Genomic DNA, 16,337 nt, shown 5'->3' with positions numbered 1-16,337 from the left:
AGCCTGCGTGTATTAACCGCAGGCTTTCTTATTTTCTGTATGCTTACCTTAAGCACTATCTTTTCAGGACCTTGTCAACAGCTTTGTTTACGCCTGGCACTATGGCAAGCGCTGTGAGCGATACAAGTATAAAAATTACGAAGGAGCTACGGAGCCAGCGTAGCGGCAGGTCTGAGTTTAAGCCAAAAGTATACAACTCCAGGGCCAGCGCCAGCAGCAGGCAAATAGCGGCAAGCAGTAGCAGTTGGCGGCGCAATTGTGGTTTTATAATCGGCTTCGGCATAAAATTATTTTCTTACGGCCAAAGATAGGGCGGTAGCAGGCACATTTAAAAATCAGGCATGGCCTTTTTCCGCCTCACGCTCCTGCTCAGAGTGTTGCCCCTCGTTTTCTGGCTTCGGTTCAGGAGGCGGCATTTGCCTATCTTTCCGCACTTTCTCTACATCCGAGGAATCATCTTTTGTATTCTCTTTAGGGGGTTGTTTCTGTGTGTTCTCTTCCATAGCACGTTTTAGTTTAGTTGTATGCTGATGTACGGTTATGCCTGCCTTCTGATGTGCTTTTTAACTATAAACTGCGCCGTGCCGTACATTTAGTAGCTTGAGTAAGCTGCAATGTATATCATAATGCATGTTTAACTGGAAATAAATTGAACAATGAATAGGCGAAACATAAGAACAACAGTTTTTGCACTGGCTGCTGCCATAACGGCAACTTTTGGCATGGCGGCATGTAGCACCGGCACCGACCCTGGCGAGACGAACACCGAGCGAAGCGACATCCGGGATGAAGGCGAGATGGTAGGGGAAGAAGGCGATCTGAACAGCAACGAAGCAGCGCGCGACTCAATGGAGCAGTACTATGACGGTAACGAAGAAGGCTCTGCCGTACATGCCGGAGACGGCACAGGTGATGGCATAGACCGTGAAGATGTGCAGGAAGAGCAGCAGTAGTAAAGTTAAAACACTTATAAACAGCAAAGCCTGCTTCGGTTACGAGGCAGGCTTTGCTGTTTACAGTTTTTACAGAAGCTTAGTTGAATAGAAACCCGTTCGGGGCTATACCTGCTTTAAAGGTGCTTATCTGTGTGCCATCCGGGTTGTAAACATATACTGTTCCGTCGCCATCAAAGCCATTATCATCGCCGCCATAGATATAACTGGTCTCAGGGTCTACGCCCAGGCCGTAGAAGCTACGGTTGATAAGGGGAGAAGAGTTGACGGTGCTTGCTGTAATGCCAAGTTGATGAACACCGCCGTTGTAGATAAAATAAAGCTTATCTCTGTTGCCATTCATAACCAGCTTACCTGCCGAAGCGGCTACCTCGGGAAATGTAATAGTGCCCGTTACAGTATTGTTTGATGTGTTTATTTTTGTAAGGCTGGCAGCAGTGCTATTGGCTTCGTCTACCTCAGGGTATGGATCGTAAGATTTGTTGCCGCTGCTCAGTACCCAAAGAACATTGTTGCGGTCAATAGCCAAGCTGTTTGGCGCGTCTGCCACCGTAATAGAAGTTTCCACGGCATCGGTCGCTGTGTTTATAACCGAAACCGTGTTATCGCCGCTGTTGGTTACATAAAGCTTTCCGCCTGCAAGTGCTATCTGCTCCGGCAGCTTCCCTACAGGTATCGTTTTAGTTACCGTATAAGTGTTCAGGTCGATAACAGACACACGGCCTATCCCGAAGTTTACATACTCCGTTACATAGCCTTTGTCGTTGTTAAGCGCCACAAAGTAACGGGGCAGCGCCAAGCCCTCTACCACACCCACTGACGCAAAAGTGCCCGCATTTACTACTTCTATCTTGTTGCTGTTGTTAACAACTATAAAAGCGCGATCGCCGTGGATGACCATACTCTGCACCACGTCGCCAAGTGGCCGGTTGTTGTTCGAGCGGCCAAAGATGTTATTCTGTACCTCTTTGGTGTTAGTATTGTAATAAGAGACTGACCCGTTAGGCGTTTGGAAGTTACCCTCGTTTACTACAAACACGCCTTCTTCGGCATAAGCACCGGTAGGGCCGTCGTTGTCGTCATCGCAGCTGGTAAAGCCTAGTGAGGTAATGGCTAATGTAGCAGCCAAAAAGAAACTGCGGAAATAGTTAAGTTTTCTCATTATGGTTTAAGTATGGATATAATTAAGGGATAATAAAGCGTAAGCTGAACGTATAGCCGCGCGGCGGCATGGCCCGGTAAGCCATTGTCTGGTAAGCGGCATTGGTCATGTTATCGGAGCGGAGCGTGAGGAGCAGCGAGTGCTGGCCCAACTGCAGTTTCCGGCTCAAGGCAAGGTTTAGAAGTATAAAGCTGTCGAGGTTGTTGGTTTCGGAGTTGGAAGTATAGCGCAGGCCGGTGTAGTTAAGATTGCCCAGCAGTCGCCAGTTTCTATAGTTTGCCTCTGCTGAAAGTATAGCTTTGTGGCGCGGCACATACATCAGTTGCTTCCCTTCGTCGCCGTTTCCTTCGTACACTTCCACCTGCTCCGACGAAGTATAAGTATAGCCAGCCGTGCTGCTGAGCTTTACCTCCCTTAAAGTGGAGGTGGCGGTGGTGCTGAGTTCTATTCCTTTGCTTTCTACCTTTTGCAGGTTCACCGGGCGCCACGCACCTGTATTGCCCGGGCTCCACTGAATCCAGTCATCAACAAGCATGTGGTAGGCCGTGGCTTCCGTTTCGAGTAAGAAGGTATTGCCTTGGACCAGCACGTGGCGCAGGCCCAGTTCATAGCTCCAGCCTTGCTCGGGCTTCAGGTCCGGGTTGCCGGTGCCTGCCCAAAACCGATCGTTGAGCGTGGGCACCCTGTAGCTGCCGCTGGCGTTGCCTTTTAAAGAAACCTGGTGCTGATTGCTGTTGAAGAATTTCCAGTTAAAGCCCAGTGCCGGTGTAGGCGGCGGGTTGAAGCCCTCTACCAATGCCTGCCGCAGGTTCAGCGAGAGCTGCAGCGGTTGCACCGGGTTGTAGCGAAAAAGGGCGAAAAGAGAGGCGCGGTTCTCATCCTGCTGTGCGGCGTAACCATCATTATCTGCCACAAAATGCTGCATGTTAAGCCCGCCGCGCAGGCTCCAGCGTTCGCCTCTGGTAAATGTCTGCTCCGCCTGCAGCTGGTAGGTATCTACTTCGGATTTAGAATCGTTGCTGAGGTCGGTGTAATGCAGGTACTCGTTGAAGTAAGCCAACTTAATGTCGGTCTGGCCAAAGCGGCTTTGGTGCTGCAGTTCGGCCATCAGGCGCAGGCTTTCGTCCCGCTGCCGTGCATCGGCATAAGCGGAGCCCATGGCAGGCTGCAGTTCCCGGTCCGAAAACGTGTACCAGCCATGTACAGCCAGCTGTGTTTGAGGTGAAATTTGCCAACTCAGGTCTTTGGTAAAGCCATGCTGCTCCACCTGTGCGTTATCCTGCCGGACTTCTGGGGTGCCAAAGCGGGTCAGGTCTTTGTACTTGAAATCGTTTTTTGCCAGCTGCCCGTATGCACTCACTCCGAAGCTAAACTTTTTGGTGCTGTAACCTGCGCTGCCGCTGCCAAAGTACCTGCCAAAACTACCGGCCTCCAGCTTTACATCGCCGCTTAACCTAGCAGTTTTATACTTGGCAGAATTAAGAAGCACTGCTCCACCAATGGCTCCGCTACCGTAAGTAGCCGCTGCAGCACCATGCTGCACCGCCACCTCACCAATGCCGCTTAAAGGTAAAGTTGAGAAGTCTGATTGGCCTAAAGTAGCGGGCGCAATGTTCAGGCCATTCCAGAGTACAGCCGTTTGTGATGCGTTGGTGCCCCGAAAGGCTACTGTAGAGGTGCCGCTGGCGCCATAGCTTTTAAAGTAAATTGGGGTACGGGCCTGCAGCGCTTCAGCTAGTGTGCCGGAGCTGTAGGTGCTCAGGTAGGCACTATCTACCTGCACCACGCGGCTACCGGCGGCATATACTTCGGCGGGTTTGCCGAATACCTGCACGGTACGTAGCTGGTGCTGTGTAGTGTCCTGCTGTGCGGCGGCCATAGGAGCCAGGCTGCTTAAGCAGGCGCAAAGCCATACTTTCAGAAAAGAGAATTTTGCCAAAATCAAGGTTGCTTACATCCCGAAGCATGCCAAAGGCAGAAAGGCAGAAACAGCAAACGCATGATATGGCGGTGGCCGTCCAGCTTTTTACCCGAAAGCATACGACAAATTTTGTGTCGGACTGGCAGGTCTCCTGGCTCTCTTCAGTTAGCGCGCCTTCCCATGCAGCGTTTGCGGCACAGTGGCTAAGGTGTTGGCTAACCCTTTTTAAGAAGATGACAGTTGCGGGAACAGCGCAGGATTCACACCTGCTTCCCTTTTAAGGCCATAACCACGGAAGTAGTTACAGCCACCAATCTGGGGGCGAAATTACGAATTAATAATTACGAATTAAGAATTATTAGTCAGGAATTAGGAGAGAGCGGTAGGATGTGCGTAGACACGATAACGATTAACTGATAACAAATAAGGAAACTTGAAACTTCCCAAAGAATTTTATACCCGACCCAATGTGGTGCATCTGGCGCAGGAGCTGCTAGGCAAGTACCTGTATACTTCTATAGACGGAATGCTGACCGGCGGCATGATTGTGGAGACAGAAGCGTATTCTGGAGAGAATGATAAAGCCTGCCATGCACACCTGAACCGCCGCACCACACGCACCGAGATTATGTATCAGGAGGGAGGCGTGGCGTATGTATACTTAGTGTACGGCATTTATCACCTGTTTAACATCATCACGAATGAGAAAGACAAAGCTGACGCCGTACTGGTGCGGGCCATTGAGCCGGAGGTGGGAGTAGAGGAAATGGTGCTTCGGCGCGGCTTCCAAAGTATAAAGCCAAATTTAACTGCTGGCCCTGGCGTGCTAAGTATTGCCTTAGGCATCAACAAAAAGCTTTACGGTGCCAACCTGACCGGCGACACAATCTGGATAGAAGATAAAGGCCTGACGCTGCCTACCGAAAGTATAGCCACCGGCCCCCGCATCGGTATAGATTATGCAGGCGAAGATGCTTTGCTGCCTTGGCGGTTTTGGGTGAAGGGAAATAAGTGGGTTAGCAGGAAAAAGTAAAGCGGCAGGGGAACGACCCTGCCTCCCGTGAGGGGCTAGGGGGGAGTTTGCTGCTGCTGGAAAAGACTACACCTGTTACAAGGTAATGCTTAGAAGTGATAGGCAAGAAGTATCAAAATAAATTAACGGGCAGGTTTATCGGAAGCTATAGCAAGGTTTTTATGCATGATCGTGATACCGGTTTCACCTACCAGTTTTGTGTGCACGCGCCAGCCTAATTCGTAGTAAAAGCTCACTCTGTCGGTGGCAACCAAGTATAAATCCTGAAAGCCTGCTTGGTAAGCATGTTGTTCCAGGCCCTGCACCAGCAACTTGCCCACACCTTGCCCGCGGTATTCCGGCAGTACGTAAAGCGCAGCCAGCCAAGGTTTCAGGTCGGGCAGCGCATCTACGCCATCGCTTTCTATCAGCAGCACCGCCCCTACTGGTTTCTCACTATCCAGCGCAATTAGGGTAATTGGCAGTGGCTGCGCCTGCAGGTGCTCACGCAGTGGCGCTTTCACCACCTCAGCGGTACTGCCCGGCTTCTGCCACCACTGCCGGTAAATCCAGTCGGCTACGATGTCGAAATGATGCGGGGCCTCGTGCAGGTATTTAATGGTAAAATGTGCCAACGCTTCTATAGCTTATTATAACAGGTTTTTAAGTAAAAAGGAAGGAGCAATATAGCTATAAATGGCCTGCAGGCAAAAGTATATAGGTTAAGTGTATTATATTATTTTGGATAATCTTCGGGTGCACTATTTTGCCGGAAAAAGCAACTTGAGCGCCTGAGGCATGCGCTTACCCCAAGCCGATTCGAAATGCTTAGCCTCTTGCTCCTTCAGCCAAGTATAATCTTTGCCTTCCCGGTAGCCTTTTTGCCTCAGCGCCTGCAGCATCTCGTCTATACCTGGCTGCAGTTTCTCCTCCAGCTCTATGCCGCCGTTATCAATGTAAAAGTACAGCGGCTTCTTTTTTCCTTTGTATGCCAGCACATCATCCACGTAATCAATCTGCTGTATTTTAAACGCCGGCGACATGCTAATAACCTTTGAAAAGACTTCCGGGTGCTCCCAGCCCAGCATAAAAGCCATCGTGCCGCCCGCCGATGAGCCGCCTGTGGCCGTATACCTGGCGCCTGGCCTGGTGCGATAGGTGCTATCAATAAAAGGCTTTACCGTGTTTATGATATAATTTACGTATGCCGCACCCTTCTCTCCGGGCACATACTCCTGCATACGATGCTCGGTATTGTTGATGCCCACAATTATAATCGGTGCCATGGCCCCTGCGCGAATCAGGCTGTCAGCGGTTTCGTCTATGCGCCAGTCCACACCGAAGGAGCTGGTTTTAGGGTCGAAAAGATTTTGGCCATCGTGCATGTAAAGCACCGGGTAACGTTTCTTTTTATCCTGCTCATAGTTTGGCGGCAGCCACACCACAAGGTTGCGGGCAGGAATAGTTTTGCCGCTGCCGATGCTTTTATGATGTGCTAAAGTGCCCGTTACACCTCCTTTTACCACTGTGTTGCCGCCGTTGCGCCAGTGCCTTACCTGGTTTTTAACCTGCAGGCTGCTCTCTAATTTCACGGTGAAGTTGCTGAGGGGGCTGCCGGTGCTGTCGGCTGCCTCCTGCTCCCAGCTTCCGAGGGTATACTTATACTCCAGGTGCACAGGCTCGCGCAGCAGTATTTCTTTTTTCCAGGTATCAGCGCCGGTGCGCTCCATCTTGATTTTAGCCGGGTTCCAATCACCGATTTCTGGAGCATTGCCGGTAATGTATACTTGTGCCGTATCTGGCAGGCCGGGCGTGTGCAGCATAAAGGTTACGGTTTTCTCCAAAGGAGCCTGTGCCGGAGCAGTTAACGGGCAAAGCAGCAGCAGCAGCAGCAGCAGCGGGAGCAAATTTCTCATAGTTTGATTAGCAGTAAAGTGCAGGTAAGATAAGCATATTTGGCAGAGATGTGTAACGCAAAACAGCCACAGCATCGGGTGCTGTGGCTGTTTAATTAAGTATGGTGTACGTTTAGCTGTTACGCTTATTGCTTTCACGGTCCTGCTCGTTGTCGGTGCGGCCTTGCGGCGTCTGCTTGCCAGAGAGTTTCGTGTCAGTTACGTCGCGCTCCAGGCTGTTGCTGATGTCTTTATCGCTGCCTTTGCTCTTATCGGTCAGGTCGTTCTGCTTTTTTTTATCTTGATCTTTCATTGTTTTCATAGGTTAAATTAAACTGCCTACTCTTCAGAAGGGCTTTGGTTTTTTTTGCCAGCCTCTTCGGAACCGGCTTTTATACTTTGCCAGCCTTTGCCCTGTGTAGGCTTGTTCTGGTTGCTTGTTTTAGAAGCAGTTCTGCTTTGGGCGCTAGGGTTCTGCGGGTTGTTGTTGCTGTTTCTGATGGAGGCTTCTACAGCCAGTCTGCTTCCTTTTTTTCCCGCTTCAAAAGATTTCTCCGGGTTGCTTGCAAAGCCGTGGAATTCCCAGTTCTTGTTTTTTTCTCCTTTCATCTGTTCTCATAGGTTTTGAGGTGAAACATAACACCTTTAGTAAAAGGCGCTTCTACAGTGTACGGCAGTTGGCAGCGCATGTTGGGGTACGCTGCCCTAGTACTTCTTGTCGCTTTTTTCCTCAGTGTCTTTTCCGGTACGGATGTTGGTGATGCTGCCGCTTTTTACTGATTTGCCCGGTTTCATGGTGCGCGATGTCTCATTCACATCCTGCTTCATTCTTTTCGGGTTCTGCTGGTCTTCATCTTTCTCCTGTTTCATAATTTTAAGGTTAAAATTACAAATGGCATAAAGTCATACTTCGCCTGTACGACGCATACTTTGTACGTGCCCTTGGTAAGCTTGTTGAGGGGGCTAGGACAGCAGCTAAGCCTTTTCGCAGATTAGCACCACGGGCTTCTGGTGCATGTCCGTGGTGAAGAACAGGTAAGTATGGCCGCCTTCTTTTATACCTGTTTTGCGCCTTATTTCTGCCACGGAGTCAGGGAAGTTGCGCACGGTTATATTCGCTTTATTCTGCGGCAGCCGTTTCAGCAGTTCCTTTTTGTTGTAGCGGCTCACGCCCAGGCACCGGAAGCTGCGGCCCGGGAAGTGGGGCAGGAGCTGTGCAGAAGTATACAGGTGGCTATTAGGGTGTAGCTTGTTCAGGTGCAGGTGCTGGCCCAGGTAGCGGTAAGCGCCTGCTTTAAGTATGGCGGCGTTTGGCTCGTACACAAATTCCTGCGGGTCGGTATACTTTGGCGTGGCGGCATCCTCCTGGGTGCGTGTGAAGGTAAGCTGCTGCGGTTCTGCGTTGGGCAATAGGTTTACAGCCGTACGAGCCGCATCGGCAGGGGCTGGCGCCTTTGGCTTGAGTAAGTATAAAACCTCCTTCACCTCGTTCTGCAGCGCCACCACCCATACCTGTACGGCATGGGCCAGTTCCTGCAGCGCCTGCTCAATATCCAGCATAGGCGAGGTTTTCAGAAGTATGGCATCTGCTTTTTGAAAAAGCAGCGGCAGCAGGTGCAACACATCTGGTTCACAATCCTGCAGCAGGTGCAGTTTTTGGTCTTGGTTGCCGCGGCGGGCCGGGTCTAAGTATAACACATCGGCTTTGCCCTCAAAAGCGCTCAGAAAATCCTCGGCCGCGGCATTTATACTTTGGATGTTGGAGGCGTGCAGTAGTTCAAAATTATACTTGGCAACTTCTTGTAACTCCTGGTTTTGTTCCACGTGTACCACCTGCGCAAAGCTGCGGGCAAAATAGAAGCTATCTACGCCAAAGCCTCCGGTCAAATCGACCAGTAGCTTACCGCTTACCAGGCTTGCTTTGTATGCCGCCGTTACCTCCGAAGAGCTCTGCTCTACCGACAGTGCCACCGGAAACACCGCCTGCGGATGCTGAACCCATGTTGGCAGCTTCTGCACTGCTTTTTGACGGGCTTTTATCTGTTGTGCCAGCTCCTGCACTGGCAGTTGCGGGTAGCGCTTTGCCTGTAGTATTAGCTGGGCTACATCCTGCTGCTGGTGCTGAAGTATAAATTCCTGCTCTTCGGGTGTAAATACGCGCATAATTGCTTTAATTCTGTACCACCGGTAAATATACTCATTTAAACAGAGGCTACTTGAAAGCTATTTGTTTAACATTATTAAAAAAATATTAAACAAAATGATTAACCATCAGTTACATAGGTAATTAAACAAATTTTAAACTTTAACATGATTTAGCTATGAAGTACTGGATGAGACTTATGATGCTGGCAGTGTTGCCAACTTTATTTCTGGCAAGTTGCGATGACGACGACGATGATGTGGACCTGATCATAGATCAGGCAAATGTGATGGTGGTGCACGCCTCTCCTGACGCCCCTGGCGTAGACCTTTATGTAGACGACACGAAAGTAAATAACGCAGCTCTCAACTACCCAAACAATACGGGTTACCTGGAAGTAGATGCGGGAGAGCGCAATTTTAAAGTAACCGCAGCCGGCGCCGGTTTGGGCAGCCCTGTTATTGACGCCGATGTGACCCTGCAAAGCGACATGAACTATACTGTGTTCGCTGCCGATGAGCTCGGAAGCATTATGCCGATTGTGCTAATAGACGACCTGACTGCGCCTGCAAGTGGCCAGGCGCACATACGTTTCGTGCACCTTTCGCCGGATGCCCCTGATGTAGATGTGGTAGTGCAAGGTGGGCCGGAACTGTTCTCTGACCTAGAGTTTAAGGAAGCCACTGCCTTCACCCCTGTAGCTGCCGGTAGTTATACCGTAGAGGTACAGCCTGTAGGTACAGATGTTGCCGCTGTTACTGCCACACTGGAGTTGCAGGCTGGTAAAATTTACACTGTCTTTGCCAAAGGCTTCTTAAATCCGCCAAGCGGTAACACAAACACACTCGGAGCCGAAGTGATCATGAATAATTAAGCAGCCTCCTTTACTACCTATAGCTGACAGCGCCTGCCATATTATGGCAGGCGCTGTTTTTTAGCGGCTCGCGGTGCTTTACGTGCTGTATGCCAGGTAATATTGATGAACTGCAACAAATTGCGTAAATTTGTGTTTTAATTGAAAAAACGACAAAACAAAAATGGTAGAGACATATCTGAAATACAAAGTAAAAGATATTTCGCTGGCTGATTGGGGCCGCAAAGAGATTAGACTAGCCGAGGCTGAAATGCCAGGTTTGATGGCTATCCGTGAGGAATTCGGGCCAAGCAAGCCGTTAGCAGGAGCGCGCATTGCAGGCTGCCTGCACATGACTATTCAGACTGCCGTGCTGATCGAGACACTGGTAGAACTGGGTGCCGAGGTTACCTGGTCTTCGTGCAATATTTTCTCTACGCAAGATCATGCCGCTGCTGCCATTGCCGCTGCCGGTATCTCTGTTTATGCCTGGAAAGGTATGACTGCCGAGGAGTTTGACTGGTGCATTGAGCAAACGCTTTTCTTCGGAGAAGACCGCCAGCCGCTGAACATGATCCTGGACGACGGTGGTGACCTTACCAACATGGTGCTTGATAAGTATCCGGAGTTGGCAGGAGGCATTAAAGGCCTTTCTGAAGAGACTACCACTGGTGTGCACCGCCTGTACGAGCGCATGAAAAACGGTACGCTTCCTATGCCAGCCATTAACGTGAACGACTCTGTAACTAAGTCTAAGTTTGATAACAAGTATGGCTGTAAAGAGTCTTTAGTAGATGCTATCCGTCGTGCCACTGATGTAATGATGGCCGGTAAAGTAGCCGTAGTAGCTGGTTATGGTGACGTTGGAAAAGGCTCTGCCGCTTCGTTGAGAGGTGCAGGTGCCCGTGTTATCGTTACTGAAATCGACCCGATCTGCGCGCTGCAGGCCGCTATGGACGGCTTTGCTGTGAAGAAGATGGTGGATGCCGTGAAGGAAGCAGACATCGTGGTTACAGCAACCGGTAACAAAGACATCATCAGCGAGCGTGAGTTCCGCCTGATGAAAGATAAAGCCATCGTTTGTAACATCGGCCACTTCGATAACGAAATTGATATGGCTTGGCTGAACAAAACGTATGGCAACACCAAAGATGTAATTAAGCCGCAGGTAGACCTGTACAACATCGATGGCAATGATATCATTGTGCTGGCTGAAGGCCGCTTGGTAAACCTTGGTTGTGCCACTGGCCATCCATCGTTTGTAATGTCTAACTCCTTCTCTAACCAAACACTGGCGCAGCTGGAGCTTTGGACTAACACAGATGCTTACGAAAACAAAGTTTATACTTTGCCAAAGCAACTGGATGAGAAAGTAGCCCGCCTGCACTTAGGTAAAATTGGTGTGGAGCTGGATGAGCTGTCTTCAGACCAGGCCAGCTATATTGGCGTGGAGGTAGAAGGCCCATACAAGCCAGAGTATTACAGATACTAAGTAATATCAGTTAAGACAGAGAGGCCAGTGCTGCAAAGCACTGGCCTTTTTTGTTTTAGGGCAGTAGTGGCAGAGGCTAGTAACTGTGCCTCATATAATGTTGAATCTGGACATCAGTGCTTTTTTATAGGACTTCCCGATTGGGATCTCTCCTTTAGAAAACACCACAGAGTTTTCTTCTAATGCCTCTATCTTATCCAGGTTGGCAATGTAGGAGCGGTGTACCCGCACAAAGTTCTGCGACGGCAGCTTTTGTTCCATATCCTTCAGCGTAGAGCTTACCAGGTATTTCTGATCGGCAGTAACTATAAACGAATAGTTGTCATAGGCCTCCACCCAGAGAATATCGCTGTAGTGCACTTTAATAATGCGGTGCTTTACCTTCACGAAGATATAGTCTGTGGCTATCTCTTTGTCTTTGGGGTTAAAGCTTGCACCGTTGGCCGGTTTGCTGTCTTTGTGGTTGCTGTCATGCTTGTATAAAGCAATCTCGATAGCAGAGCGAAGACTCTTCTCATCAAACGGTTTCACCAGGAAGCCGTCAGGTTCGGTTTTTTTGGCGCGGTCAATAGTTGCAGGGTCAGCATAGGCGGTGAGGTAGATAAACGGGATACCGAACTCTTCGCGAATGCGCGAGCCAATATCCACTCCGTCGGCATCGCCTCGCAGATTGATATCCAGCAGCACCAAGTCGGGATGAGTCGCCCGAATCATATCGATCGTGTCTTCTCCTGTATCTATAGCACACGTCTCGTAACCTAACTCTTCCAGGCTTGCAGCAAGATCTTCCGCAATGATGACCTCATCTTCCGATATAAGGATTTTAGGTTTTGTCATAGCATTAGGTTAATACGTGAAAAAATAATTTATGATGGCAAAACAAAATATAATATTGATTTTGTGCCATGTTTGTTGTAAAAGCTAATATTCCCATCAAGCTTTCGGCTCAGCGACTGCACAAGCTTCAGCCCAAACGACTGTCCTGTCTGTTGTTTTTGAAAAAAATCTTCAGGTAGGCCACGGCCATTGTCACTTACAGTGAGGGTGTATTGTACCTCGTCATGCTTTACCAGCATAATTCGTAATAAACCATGCTCACCCTTAGGGAACGCGTATTTAAGAGTATTGGATACTAATTCGTTAACAATTAAACCTAAAGTGATAGCAGAGTCCAGATCTATTTTGGTATAAGGTATATCCAATTCCAACTCAACTATGTCCATATCTACGCCATACGAGGCATAAAGGCTCTCGCAAACCTCTAAAAAATATTCTTCCAGGTTAATTTGCTCCAGGTCGTTGTGGCGGTAAAGGCGCTCATGCAGCAGCGACATGGATCGGACACGGCTACGCAGCGCCTGCATTACCTCCTGTGCAGTTGGGTCCTGCACGTGGCGGGCCTGTAGGTTTAGCATACTGATTACAATCTGGAGGTTGTTTTTTACCCTATGATGGATTTCCTGCAGCAGTATCTCTTTTTCCCGGTTCTGGCGCTCCAGCAAGCGCGTACGGTGGTCAACTTTCAGCTCCAGCAGCGAGTTCATTTTCACCAGGCTGCGTTCCCGCAGGCGAACCACACTCAGAATGGCCCCAGCCGCCACCAGCAGCAGTACACCTATAAACCACTCGCGCCTCCAGATAGGGGGAACTATGGAAAAAGTGTAAGTGAGAGGCTCCGGAGTCCAGTAACCATCGTGGTTGCGGGCCAGTAGTTCAAAGGTATAAGTGCCTGGGTCTAGGTTGGCGTAAGTTGTAAAAGAGCGTTCTGTTACCTGAGACCAAGTGTCATCATACCCTTTTAACCTGAACTTATACATAACTTGTTCCGGGTCCGATAAACTGATGCCATGGAAGTTAAACGATAGGTGGTTTTGAGTATGCGGCAGGCGCAAATTTGCCGGCAATCCCGTGATGCTGTCCAAAGTATAGCCAAGTGCCTGCCAATCGGTAGGGTTGGAGTAGAGCAGCACATCAGTTAGCAGCATTTCCGGGTAAGGGGCTTTCTGGCGGTCCAGTTGGTGCAGGTATTTCGTGAGGCCTTTGGTAGTTCCAAACCACATATGGCCATCCTTTGCCTGCATGATAGCGTTATCGCATACCTCTTGCCCCCTAAACCCGCTAGGGCTGGTGTAGGCCCTGTAGCTGAACTTGTTTTGCTGGCGAAGCAAAGGTAAACGCACTTTCAACAGCTCCCGGTTAGTGGCTATCCATAAGTTATCTTTATCATCGGCATAAAGGCTTTTGATGGATTCGTTAGGCAAACCTTCCGCCGAAGTATAAAGGCTGGCCTTCTGGTTGTGGAGCAACAGTAAACCTGTGTTGAAGGCTGCAAAGTATAAATACCCCTGTTTGTCTTCTGTAATAGAGCGCACCTCCGTAAGGTCAAGGCCGTTCAGTTCCTGCGGTTTTACAAGCTGGTTTTGCTTTACTTTAAAAATTCCCTGGTCTGCGCCTACCCACAGGTTGCCATTGCTGTCTCTAAAAATGGATCTTGCGTTGATGCTGCCACCTTCAAACGGGACAAGTATAAGGGAGTCCTGCTGCATTGTAACCACACCACCGGCCGTGGCAAAGTATAAATTTCCGTCTGTGCTCATGGCAGCCTGTAAAACATCGGGGGCAGGAAGGCCCTGTGCCGCCGCATAACGTTTGGGCGCTCCCTTGCCTAAGCGCCAGATGCCGTTGCTGGTACTCGCCCACAGCTCATTCTCTACCGACAAAAAATTATAGATGCTGGCGCCATGCGGCCACGGGGTGGGTTGCCATTCAGGGCCTTGGGCCGACATGCGAGCCAGTTCCCCTTCATCGGTGCCAAACCACACGGTGCCATTGCTATCCTGGGCGACTGCTGTTACGCGGGGCTCGGAGATGTTCCCGAAGTCAAAATAATGAACAAACCATGGAGCTGTGTGCTGCTGCAAGCCATAGCCATTTGTGCCAATCCATACATTGCCCTCTCTGTCGGAGTCTAGAGCTGTGATGCGGCTGGTGCGGAGGCCGCTGCGGCGGGTAATGTACGTGAAGTTTTTGCCGTCATACTTAAGCAGGCCATCCCGTTGCAGGCCAATCCAAAGGTTTTGGTAGCTATCGTGGGTGAAACAGGTAATGCGGCTGCTGTCTAACTGCCCGGGCAAATCTACAGTGCTTAAGCTATTGCCGCTTACTTTCGCCAATCCGCTTGCGGTGCCAATCCATACTTGCCCGTGCTCATCAGGAATAATGGCAGTTATCTGGTTGTGTGGTAAGGCGCTGTTTTCTGTGCTGTAGTGAGTGATTTCTGAGCCTGATACTCTGTAGATGCCGTTGCCCTCGCTGCCTGCCCATACATCTCCTGCGGGAGTGTAGGCGATGGCGCTGTAGCTGATTTCGGGCAACTCTTTATACTTTACAACATGCGTGGCGCTAAAGTAAAATATGCCCTTGTCTGTTGCCAGCCATACTTTACCTGAACTGTCTTCGGCTATACCTGACACAGACTGTGCCTCCAGCCCCTGCTGCGGGCCGTACTGCACAAAGGAAGAGCCGTCGAACAGCTGCAGGCCTGCATCGGTGGTGCCAATCCAGAGGCGGTGGCGGCTATCGGAGTAAAGTGTGGAAATGTTATGGCTGCTAAGGCCGTTGTTTTTGGTGTAAATGCGGAAATCAATGCCGTTAAAGCGGCTGAGGCCCGCACGGGTGGCCAGCCAAAGGTAGCCCTTAGCATCTTGCTCTATGGCCATCACCTGCGACTGCGGCAACCCTTGCTCCAGCGTCCAGCTACGGATGTTATACTGCTGTGCAGAGGCAGCAGTGGTAGCCAGAAGCAGACAAAAACAAAGTATAGCGCGTAAAAGGTGCATTAACAGGTATTAGTCATGAGCCTAAAATGGAGAGTCGTCTTTACAATATCCAAAGCAAAGGTGGCTAAAGTATAAAATGCTTACGCAAGTGAAGCTAAAAAGTCTGACAGAAAGAGTTACAGTTTATTGGTGATATGAAAGAACTTCCATGTAAACAGTACCTTTCTTGTGGGTGAGAGGAACAGGCGTAGATTTTATACCTTTGCTTTTGCCTTATAAATGTGCCGGTTGAGGCTGGCACCAAGAAAGGAATCAAGATATTTGCCTCTTTTACCAAAGCCTATTGTTATTATGCCTGTCAAAGTTTCTGTTGTAGTCATCACTTATAACGAGGAGCGGAACATTGCCCGCTGCCTGGAGTCCGTTAAAAACGTAGCTGATGAAATCGTGGTGGTGGATTCCTTCTCAACAGACCGTACCAAGGAAATCTGCCTAAGTTTCGGGGCTAACTTCTCCGAGCATCCTTTTGAGGGGCATATTGAGCAGAAAAATTACGCCCTGGCACAGGCTTCGTTTCCATACGTTTTATCCTTAGACGCTGACGAGGCGCTAACCCCAAAGTTAGAGCAGGCTATACTTGCCGCTAAAAGCAACTGGCAAGCCGATGCCTACAGCATGAACCGCCTGACGAACTACTGTGGCAAATGGATACATCACTCCGGCTGGTACCCTGACACAAAAACACGCCTGTTCGACCGAACTAAGGCCGTTTGGGGAGGCGAAAACCCACATGATAAGATAATTCTGAACAAAGAAGCTAGTCTGCAGCACCTGAAGGGCGATCTGTTGCACTACTCATACTATAGTGTGTCGCAGCACCTGGGGCAGATAAATAAATTCACCGATGCGTCGTCTAATGCCATGATCAGGGATGGGAAGACAGTTTCGCTGGCGATGGTGATTTTAAAACCTCTTTTTCGCTTTTTCAGAGCTTATGTTTTAAAGCGCGGTTTTTTGGATGGGCCTGAAGGGTTTGTTATTTCCGTCTCATCTGCTGTATCGGTGTATTACAAGTATGTAAAACTATATATGCATAACAGGCAGCAAAAAGGAGATAAGCTGTAACT

17 protein-coding genes and 1 riboswitch are annotated in these 16,337 nt (G+C 49.6%); of the genes, 5 read left to right on the top strand and 12 right to left on the bottom strand.

Features of this window, described 5'->3' with window-relative positions:
* Positions 1 to 55 precede the first annotated feature (55 nt).
* Positions 56 to 283: a DUF2798 domain-containing protein gene (locus Q1B04_RS04055; RefSeq protein ID WP_299755858.1), complete on the bottom strand. Its 228-nt coding sequence runs from the start codon at positions 281 to 283 to the stop codon at positions 56 to 58.
* Between the two features lie 52 nt (positions 284 to 335).
* Positions 336 to 503, bottom strand: coding sequence for a hypothetical protein (locus tag Q1B04_RS04050; protein WP_299755855.1), 168 nt, complete (start codon positions 501 to 503; stop codon positions 336 to 338).
* Positions 504 to 656: 153 nt separating this feature from the next.
* Between Q1B04_RS04050 and Q1B04_RS04045 the strand changes: the two genes are divergently transcribed.
* Positions 657 to 953, top strand: a complete 297-nt coding sequence (locus tag Q1B04_RS04045; protein WP_299755852.1) for a hypothetical protein — start codon at positions 657 to 659, stop codon at positions 951 to 953.
* A gap of 79 nt (positions 954 to 1,032) precedes the next feature.
* Here the strand turns inward: Q1B04_RS04045 and Q1B04_RS04040 are convergent, their stop codons facing one another.
* Together Q1B04_RS04040 and Q1B04_RS04035 are read right to left on the bottom strand one after the other, a co-directional pair.
* Positions 1,033 to 2,115 (bottom strand): YncE family protein, encoded by a 1,083-nt coding sequence (locus Q1B04_RS04040; protein ID WP_299755850.1) that lies wholly within the window; start codon positions 2,113 to 2,115, stop codon positions 1,033 to 1,035.
* 22 nt (positions 2,116 to 2,137) lie between these two features.
* A complete protein-coding gene (locus tag Q1B04_RS04035) occupies positions 2,138 to 4,054 on the bottom strand; it encodes a TonB-dependent receptor (RefSeq protein ID WP_299755848.1) in 1,917 nt (638 codons plus the stop codon).
* A gap of 105 nt (positions 4,055 to 4,159) precedes the next feature.
* Positions 4,160 to 4,366, bottom strand: a riboswitch (cobalamin riboswitch).
* A 103-nt stretch (positions 4,367 to 4,469) separates the two neighbouring features.
* Between Q1B04_RS04035 and Q1B04_RS04030 the strand changes: the two genes are divergently transcribed.
* A complete protein-coding gene (locus Q1B04_RS04030; protein ID WP_299755846.1) occupies positions 4,470 to 5,069 on the top strand; it encodes a DNA-3-methyladenine glycosylase in 600 nt (199 codons plus the stop codon).
* 122 nt (positions 5,070 to 5,191) lie between these two features.
* On the opposite strand, the gene Q1B04_RS04025 is transcribed toward Q1B04_RS04030, so the two are convergent.
* The 6 genes from Q1B04_RS04025 to Q1B04_RS04000 form a co-directional block, all read right to left on the bottom strand.
* Positions 5,192 to 5,683, bottom strand: a complete 492-nt coding sequence (locus tag Q1B04_RS04025; protein ID WP_299755844.1) for a GNAT family N-acetyltransferase — start codon at positions 5,681 to 5,683, stop codon at positions 5,192 to 5,194.
* 126 nt (positions 5,684 to 5,809) lie between these two features.
* Positions 5,810 to 6,964, bottom strand: coding sequence for an alpha/beta hydrolase-fold protein (locus Q1B04_RS04020; RefSeq protein ID WP_299755842.1), 1,155 nt, complete (start codon positions 6,962 to 6,964; stop codon positions 5,810 to 5,812).
* 112 nt (positions 6,965 to 7,076) lie between these two features.
* Entirely contained in the window at positions 7,077 to 7,265 is a 189-nt protein-coding gene (locus Q1B04_RS04015; RefSeq protein WP_299755840.1) for a hypothetical protein, read from the bottom strand.
* 17 nt (positions 7,266 to 7,282) lie between these two features.
* Positions 7,283 to 7,552 carry a hypothetical protein gene (locus Q1B04_RS04010; RefSeq protein ID WP_299755838.1) on the bottom strand — a complete coding sequence of 90 codons (270 nt, stop codon included), beginning with the start codon at positions 7,550 to 7,552 and terminating at the stop codon, positions 7,283 to 7,285.
* Positions 7,553 to 7,648: 96 nt separating this feature from the next.
* Complete coding sequence (locus Q1B04_RS04005; protein ID WP_299755835.1) at positions 7,649 to 7,813, bottom strand: hypothetical protein; 165 nt, start codon at positions 7,811 to 7,813, stop codon at positions 7,649 to 7,651.
* 105 nt (positions 7,814 to 7,918) lie between these two features.
* The gene (locus tag Q1B04_RS04000) at positions 7,919 to 9,106 is read right to left on the bottom strand and encodes a hypothetical protein (protein ID WP_299755832.1); all 1,188 of its coding nucleotides are present in this window, start codon (positions 9,104 to 9,106) and stop codon (positions 7,919 to 7,921) included.
* A 158-nt stretch (positions 9,107 to 9,264) separates the two neighbouring features.
* Here Q1B04_RS04000 and Q1B04_RS03995 point away from each other — a divergent pair, with 158 nt between their 5' ends.
* Positions 9,265 to 9,960: a DUF4397 domain-containing protein gene (locus tag Q1B04_RS03995; RefSeq protein WP_299755830.1), complete on the top strand. Its 696-nt coding sequence runs from the start codon at positions 9,265 to 9,267 to the stop codon at positions 9,958 to 9,960.
* A 163-nt stretch (positions 9,961 to 10,123) separates the two neighbouring features.
* Complete coding sequence (ahcY, locus tag Q1B04_RS03990; RefSeq protein WP_299755827.1) at positions 10,124 to 11,431, top strand: adenosylhomocysteinase; 1,308 nt, start codon at positions 10,124 to 10,126, stop codon at positions 11,429 to 11,431.
* 90 nt (positions 11,432 to 11,521) lie between these two features.
* Here ahcY and Q1B04_RS03985 read toward each other — a convergent pair whose 3' ends face one another.
* Together Q1B04_RS03985 and Q1B04_RS03980 are read right to left on the bottom strand one after the other, a co-directional pair.
* On the bottom strand, positions 11,522 to 12,268 hold the full coding sequence (locus tag Q1B04_RS03985; protein WP_299755824.1) for a LytTR family transcriptional regulator DNA-binding domain-containing protein: 747 nt from the start codon (positions 12,266 to 12,268) through the stop codon (positions 11,522 to 11,524).
* Between the two features lie 29 nt (positions 12,269 to 12,297).
* Positions 12,298 to 15,270 (bottom strand): two-component regulator propeller domain-containing protein, encoded by a 2,973-nt coding sequence (locus Q1B04_RS03980; RefSeq protein WP_299755822.1) that lies wholly within the window; start codon positions 15,268 to 15,270, stop codon positions 12,298 to 12,300.
* A 291-nt stretch (positions 15,271 to 15,561) separates the two neighbouring features.
* Between Q1B04_RS03980 and Q1B04_RS03975 the strand changes: the two genes are divergently transcribed.
* A complete protein-coding gene (locus Q1B04_RS03975; RefSeq protein WP_299755820.1) occupies positions 15,562 to 16,335 on the top strand; it encodes a glycosyltransferase family 2 protein in 774 nt (257 codons plus the stop codon).
* The last annotated feature ends 2 nt before the right edge of the window (positions 16,336 to 16,337 follow it).

This window comes from uncultured Pontibacter sp. (genome assembly GCF_947495565.1).
GTDB lineage: Bacteria > Bacteroidota > Bacteroidia > Cytophagales > Hymenobacteraceae > Pontibacter.
The sequence above is the reverse complement of the archived record's forward strand: the minus strand, read 5'-3'. Positions and strand labels throughout refer to the sequence as shown.